Source organism: Bacteroides cellulosilyticus DSM 14838, assembly GCF_000158035.1.
Taxonomy (GTDB): Bacteria; Bacteroidota; Bacteroidia; order Bacteroidales; family Bacteroidaceae; genus Bacteroides; species Bacteroides cellulosilyticus.
This window is the reverse complement of the sequence record NZ_EQ973491.1, coordinates 426998-433888: the sequence shown is the minus strand read 5'-3', so window position 1 is coordinate 433888 and position 6891 is coordinate 426998. Positions and strand designations below refer to the sequence as shown.

At 48.3% G+C, this 6891-nt stretch carries 3 protein-coding genes; all 3 read left to right on the top strand.

The features are described 5' to 3' along the window. Positions 1-3748: family 78 glycoside hydrolase catalytic domain (locus BACCELL_RS13995; protein ID WP_007212497.1), on the top strand; the 3748-nt coding region annotated here is incomplete at its 5' end. A 93-nt stretch (positions 3749-3841) separates the two neighbouring features. Beyond that, positions 3842-5062 (top strand): DUF4861 domain-containing protein, encoded by a 1221-nt coding sequence (locus BACCELL_RS13990; protein ID WP_007212495.1) that lies wholly within the window; start codon positions 3842-3844, stop codon positions 5060-5062. A 66-nt stretch (positions 5063-5128) separates the two neighbouring features. Next, positions 5129-6811, top strand: a complete 1683-nt coding sequence (locus tag BACCELL_RS13985; protein WP_007212494.1) for a glycoside hydrolase family 43 protein — start codon at positions 5129-5131, stop codon at positions 6809-6811. The last annotated feature ends 80 nt before the right edge of the window (positions 6812-6891 follow it).

The following is a 6891-nucleotide window of genomic DNA, read 5'->3' as shown; positions in this document are numbered from 1 at the left end:
TACCCCTCAACCGCGTTTCAGCTGGCGGCTCCAAAGCGGGCAACGCAATGTGATGCAGACAACTTACCGCCTGTTCGTTGCGTCCTCCCCGGAACTTCTAAGCAAGAATCGGACAGACGTGTGGGATTCAGGCGAGGTACGCTCTGATGCGTCCATTTGGATAAGCTACCAAGGTCCCTCTTTACAACCCAACAAGCGCTATTATTGGAAAGTACAGGTAACAACCGGTACAGGTGAGAGCGCCTGGAGCGAACCTGCTTTCTGGGGAATGGGACTGATGGGAGAAACACGTTGGAAAGGACGTTGGATTGGTATGGACAGACCTATGCCTTGGGATAGTGAAACCATGTTTTCACGTCTGTCCGCCCGGTATGTACGCAAAGAATTCAAACTCAGCAAAGCAATAAAAGAGGCAACCCTGCACATCAGCGGACTGGGAGTTTACGAATGCCTCATCAATGGCGAACGGGTCGGTGACCTTGTACTGGCTCCCGCTCCTACCGACTACCGGAAAACCGTACTTTACAACAGCTATGATGTAACAAGTCTGCTTCGCTCACAGGCGGATAATGCCATAGGTATTACGCTCGGAAACGGACGATACCACTTCATGCGCCAGAACTACCGTACTTATAAAATCCATAACTTCGGCTATCCAAAAGTCCGGATGAACCTGATCGTAGAATATACGGACGGCAGCCGGGAAACGATTGCCACAGATACGAACTGGAAACTGACAGCCGACGGTCCCATCCGCAGTAACAATGAGTTTGACGGTGAGGAATACGATGCCCGGAAAGAATTAGGAAGTTGGTCGGAAACCGGCTATGACGACAGTAGCTGGTTGCAGGCGGAACGCGTTTCCATACCTTCGGGATATCTGCGCGGACAAACCATACCGGGTATCAAGGTAGTGGAGAAGATCAATCCCCGAACCATCCGTAAATCGGCCAATGGCTATATCCTCGACATGGGGCAGAACATGGTAGGCTGGCTGCGCATCCGGGTAAAAGGAAATGCGGGCGACTCAGTACGCCTGCGCTTTGCAGAAACCCTGCAACCGGATGGAGAACTATACACCGCCAACTTACGGTCCGCTAAAGTAACCGACCTTTATATCCTGAAAGGAGAAGGTATTGAAGAGTGGGCTCCCCGCTTTGTATATCATGGCTTCCGCTATGTAGAAGTCAGCGAATTTCCGGGTACTCCTACCCTTGCCAACTTTACAGGCGAAGTTGTAAATGACGACATGCCTCTCACCGGAACATTTGAATGTGATAATCCTATCCTGAACCAATTAGTGAAAAATGCCTTCTGGGGAATTCGTGGTAATTATAAAGGAATACCGCTCGACTGTCCCCAGCGTGATGAACGCCAGCCCTGGCTGGGCGACCATACCAACGGTGCACTAGGTGAAAGTTTCTTGATGGAAAACGGTCCGCTTTATGCTAAGTGGATGGACGATATCCGCGATGCGCAACGGGAAGACGGATGCATACCCGATGTAGTGCCGGCCTATTATTACTACTATACAGACAACGTGACTTGGCCGTCAACCTTCATTTTCATCAGTAATATGCTGTATGAACAATATGGAAATCCGGGAGCCATCTGCAAGCATTATCCCGCCATGAAGCAATGGATGGAGCACATCCGCACAGAGTTCATGAACCAATCGCATATCATCACCCGCGACCGTTACGGCGATTGGTGTCTTCCGCCCGAATCTCCCGAATTAATACATTCGAAAGACCCGGCCCGCATTACCGATGGTAAACTGATAGCAACCGCCTATTACTACAAGCTGCTGCAATATATGATAAAGTTTGCACAGCTTCAGTTAGATATGCCCCACACTCCGGATATTGCCGGACAGCTGCACCACCAGCAGTTAGCTGAGGATATTCAGGAATATCAGGAACTGGCAGAACACGTAAAAGAAGGTTTCAACAAAACCTTCTGGAATCAGGAAAAACAATATTACAGCAATAACACCGTAACAGCCAACCTTCTCCCACTGGCATTCGACATGGTACCGGATACGGAAAAAGAAACCGTTGCCCGGCAAATCATTCATAAAACAGTAGACTATTACAATGCCACCATTCAATGCGGAGTTATTGGCGTACAATGGCTGATGCGCGAGCTTGTAAGAATGGGACGCACAGATGTAGCATACGTTCTGGCTACCCATACCAAATATCCCGGATGGGGATACATGGCAACCAACGGAGCTACCACCATCTGGGAGTTATGGAACGGGAACACAGCTGATCCGGCCATGAACAGCGGTAACCACGTCATGTTACTGGGCGATTTCCTCCCCTATTGCTATCAACATCTGGCAGGTATCCGGAATGCAGCTCCCGGTTTCAAGGAAATCCAGATGAAACCTGCTTTCGAACTGAAAGAAGTAGGATTTATTCGTGCTTCTCACATTACACCTTATGGCAAAGTAACAAGTAACTGGTCACAAACAGCTACCGGGTATTCCTGGGAAATCAGTGTACCTGCCAATAGTACGGCTACTATATGGCTGCCCAATGCGGATACCTCCGCCCTCACCGAAAACGGGAAGCCATTGAAGCAATCCGAAGGTTTACAAATACTCTGCCAGGAAGACGGATACACAGTTTGTAAGATAGGTTCGGGGAAGTATAACTTCCAGATTAAAAAGAACATATCATACGGAAAAGGAAGAAAAGGCCTGCTGGAGGATGACTTTATCTGTCGGAAGCCTTCCTTCCCGGAGAGCCATGCGGCTACTATTGTAGAAGGACGTCGCGGAATAGTGGCAGCCTGGTTCGGGGGAACCAAAGAGAAGAATCCCGATTGTTGCATTTGGGTTAGCCGCAAAACAAAAACAGGCTGGACAGAACCACAAATGGTTGCGGACGGTGTATTGGACGGAACCAAATACGCCTGCTGGAATCCCGTACTGACCGAAACACCGAAAGGAGAACTACAGCTTTATTATAAAATAGGTGTGAACGTAGCCGGATGGAGTGGTCATGTCGTTACTTCGAAAGACGGTGGAAAAACATGGAGCAAATCCCGGGCACTTCCCGAAGGCTTCCTTGGTCCCATCAAAAACAAGCCCGTATGGATCGGCAAGCGAATGATCTGCCCCAGCAGTACGGAAGATGAGAACGGTTGGCGGATTCATTTCGAAATCAGCGATGATGAAGGAAAGACCTGGCGAAAGATTGGTCCTATAACTGCTTCCGAAATTGTGGAAACAGATCAGGTGAAGTTCAGTAATCAGAAGCATAAAACCATACAAGTGATACAGCCCACCATCCTGACACATAAAGACGGAAAGTTACAAGCTTTATGCCGTACCCAGAACAACGGCTCCGTTGCTACCACCTGGAGTGAAGACAACGGAGAAAGCTGGAGTCCGGTAACATTCATTGACTTGCCCAACAACAATTCCGGCATTGATGGAATCACGCTGAAAGACGGGCGGCACTTGCTGGTATACAACCACTATCGCTACATCAAAGGAAAACGGAAAGAACGTACTCCCATCAATGTAGCAATCAGTGACGACGGTATGCATTGGAAAGCGGCCGTGGTATTGGAAGATTCGCCGATCAACCAATATTCATACCCCTCAGTCATTCAGGGAAAAGACGGCAAGGTACACATTGTTTATACCTGGAGGAGACAACGCATCAAGTACGCCTGCCTCGATCCCCAACAGGTAGAAGTCACCTCTTTTGAGGAAGTCGGTTGGAAGGAATAACTCACAAAGGCGACAGTATTTATATCAAAATGGAAAAGGAATTACGGTAGGTTTGCACTACTTTTGTAGCAAATTAGTTATATATTTAAAACCATGAAGAAGAATATCTTTACAGTATTGCTATTATTGTGCGGTCTTTCTGTCACAGCAGAAGCACAAGAAACCCAAAAGAGTTTCAAGGTGGAAGTAAGTAACACCTGGAACAAGGCAAAAGCGGACGAACCGGTAGTAATCAAACTCAGTGAAATCAATCCACAGTTCCGGGTACGTTCGGCAGTAGTCATGAACGGAAGCGAAGAAATACCTTCGCAACTGGATGACCTGAATGGCGACCTCCGTCCGGATGAACTTGCATTTGTCATCGACCTGCCTGCCAAGAGCAAGAAAACAGTGACCGTCACTCTGTCTTCCGCCAAAAGCGACAAGACTTATCCTGCCCGTGTATATGCCGAGATGCTGGTAAGCGACAAGCGAGGCAAGCATGTCCCCGTACATTCGGTAACCATTCCGGGAACCAGTAACATCTACAATCAGATGCATCACCACGGTCCGGCTTTCGAATCTGAACTGGTGGCTTATCGCCTGTACTTTGACAAGAAGCAAACAGTCGACATCTATGGCAAATTCAATAAAGGCTTTGAAATCAAAGAATCACAGTTCTATCCCACCGACGAACAACTGGCACGTGGCTTCGGAGACGATGTCCTGTTAGTAGGCGGCAGCTGCGGTTTAGGTGCGCTGAAAGGCTGGGACGGCAAGAAATCCACTCATATCGAACCTGTATCCACGCTTACCGAGCGCATCATTGCCTACGGTCCGGTACGCACCATCGCCGAAATAGAAGTGACAGACTGGCAATATCAAGGTTCGGAACTACGCATGACGAACCGCTACACCCTCTACGGCGGACACCGCGATGTGTTTGTAGAAACCTTCTTTGAAGAACCGTTGAAAGACGAAATCTTCTGTACCGGTGTAATAGACATCAAAGGCTCTGTATCTTACTCCGACCACAAAGGCCTGATAGGTTGCTGGGGAACGGACTGGCCCGTAAACGACACTGTGAAGTACGCTAAAGAAACCGTAGGACTGGGTACATACATTCCGCAAAAGTACGTAAAGGCCGAAGTGAAAGACAAGGCTAATTACCTGTACACCATCGGTGCCAAAGGCAGCAAATATTTCACCCACAATATCACATTCACTTCCATGAAAGAAACCTTCGGCTATAAAACTCCCGAAGCATGGTTCGCCTATATCCGCGAATGGAAAGAAGAACTGGAACATCCGGCAGTGGTGAAAGTGATGAAGTGATAGGGTGATAAAGTGACATTCGTAACCAATCACTAATAACTAATCACTAATAACTAAAAACGTATCATGAAAGCAAGAAAGACCTTGATGAGTCTATGCCTGTTGCTCGCCCTTCCGCTGGCAGCACAGCAGAAAAATTATGTTTCCGAGGTATGGGTAGCCGACCAAGGAAACGGTAAGTACAAGAACCCGGTACTCTATGCAGACTATTCCGACCCGGATGCCTGCCGTGTAGGAGATGATTACTACATGACATCTTCCAGTTTCAACTGTTTGCCCGGATTGCAGATACTCCACTCCAAAGATTTGGTGAACTGGACTATCATTGGCGCTGCCGTACCTTACGCTCTGCCCCCAATAGAAACTCCCGAACGTCCTGAACATGGTAACCGCGTATGGGCACCTGCCATCCGCCATCACAACGGTGAGTTTTACATCTTCTGGGGAGATCCCGATCAAGGTGCTTTCATGGTAAAAGCCAAAGATCCGAAAGGACCGTGGACTGAGCCTGTACTGGTGAAACCGGGTAAAGGCATCATCGACACTTGTCCGCTTTGGGACGAGGACGGCAAAGTGTATATGGTACATGCCTACGCAGGTAGCCGTGCCGAGCTGAAGAGCGTAATCACCATTTGCGAACTGAATGCTGAAGCTACCAAGGCCATCACTCCGTCACGTATCGTATTTGACGGACATGAGGCGCACCAGACCTGTGAAGGACCAAAATTCTACAAGCGTAACGGATATTACTACATCTTCCATCCGGCAGGTGGTGTACCTACAGGTTGGCAGGTAGTGCTCCGTTCGAAGAATGTATACGGACCGTACGAATGGAAAACCGTGCTTGCACAAGGTAATAGCCCTGTGAATGGCCCTCACCAAGGTGCATGGGTAGATACCCCAACAGGAGAAGACTGGTTCTTCCACTTCCAGGATGTAGGCGCTTATGGCCGACTGGTACATCTGCAACCCATGAAATGGGTGAATGACTGGCCCGTAATCGGTATTGACAAAGACGGTGACGGTTGTGGTGAACCTGTAATGACTTACAAGAAACCGAACGTAGGTAAGACCTATCCCATCTGCACTCCGCAGGAAAGTGACGAGTTCGACGGTTATACTTTGTCTCCGCAATGGCAGTGGCATGCCAATATCAACGAGAAGTGGGCATACTACGCAGGAGACCAAAGCATCGTACGCCTGTATTCTTACCCGGTAGTGAAAGAATACAAGAATCTGTTCGATGTTGCCAATCTACTGTTACAGAAGGCTCCGGCCCCCAACTTCACTGCTACCATGAAACTGACTTTCAAGCCGGTAGATAAATATAAAGGCGAACGTACCGGATTGGTAGTGATGGGTATGGACTATGCCGGACTGATCCTGGAGAATACAGACAAAGGGCTGGTTCTCTCGCAAGTATCCTGTCTGAAGGCAGACAAAGGCACACCGGAACAAGTAAACGGTACGGTAGATCTGACAGACAACACCATCTATCTGAAAGTAAAATTCAGCAGCGATGCCAACAAGAAGATTTCAAAGAGTGAAGGCGGACATGATCTGCTGGTTATATGTGACTTCAGTTATAGTCTTGATGGAAAGAAATACCAGCCTCTTGGCAAGTCATTCCAGGCTAAAGAAGGAAAATGGATTGGTGTCAAGGTAGGTACTTTCTGTACTCGTCCTGCAATTACTACCAATGACGGTGGTTGGGCAGATGTAGACTGGTTCCGCATTACGAAGAAATAAGATTTTTCTAAGCGTGCAAGTTACGCTATAATACAGAGCCTCCGGATGTATAAGTGTATGACATCCGGGGGCTTTTTTGC

Bases quoted from the DNA above. Each gene is read 5' to 3' on its own strand.
- BACCELL_RS13990 (WP_007212495.1), top strand. From the start codon at position 3,842: ATGAAGAAGAATATCTTTACAGTATTGCTATTATTGTGCGGTCTTTCT.
- BACCELL_RS13985 (WP_007212494.1), top strand. From the start codon at position 5,129: ATGAAAGCAAGAAAGACCTTGATGAGTCTATGCCTGTTGCTCGCCCTT.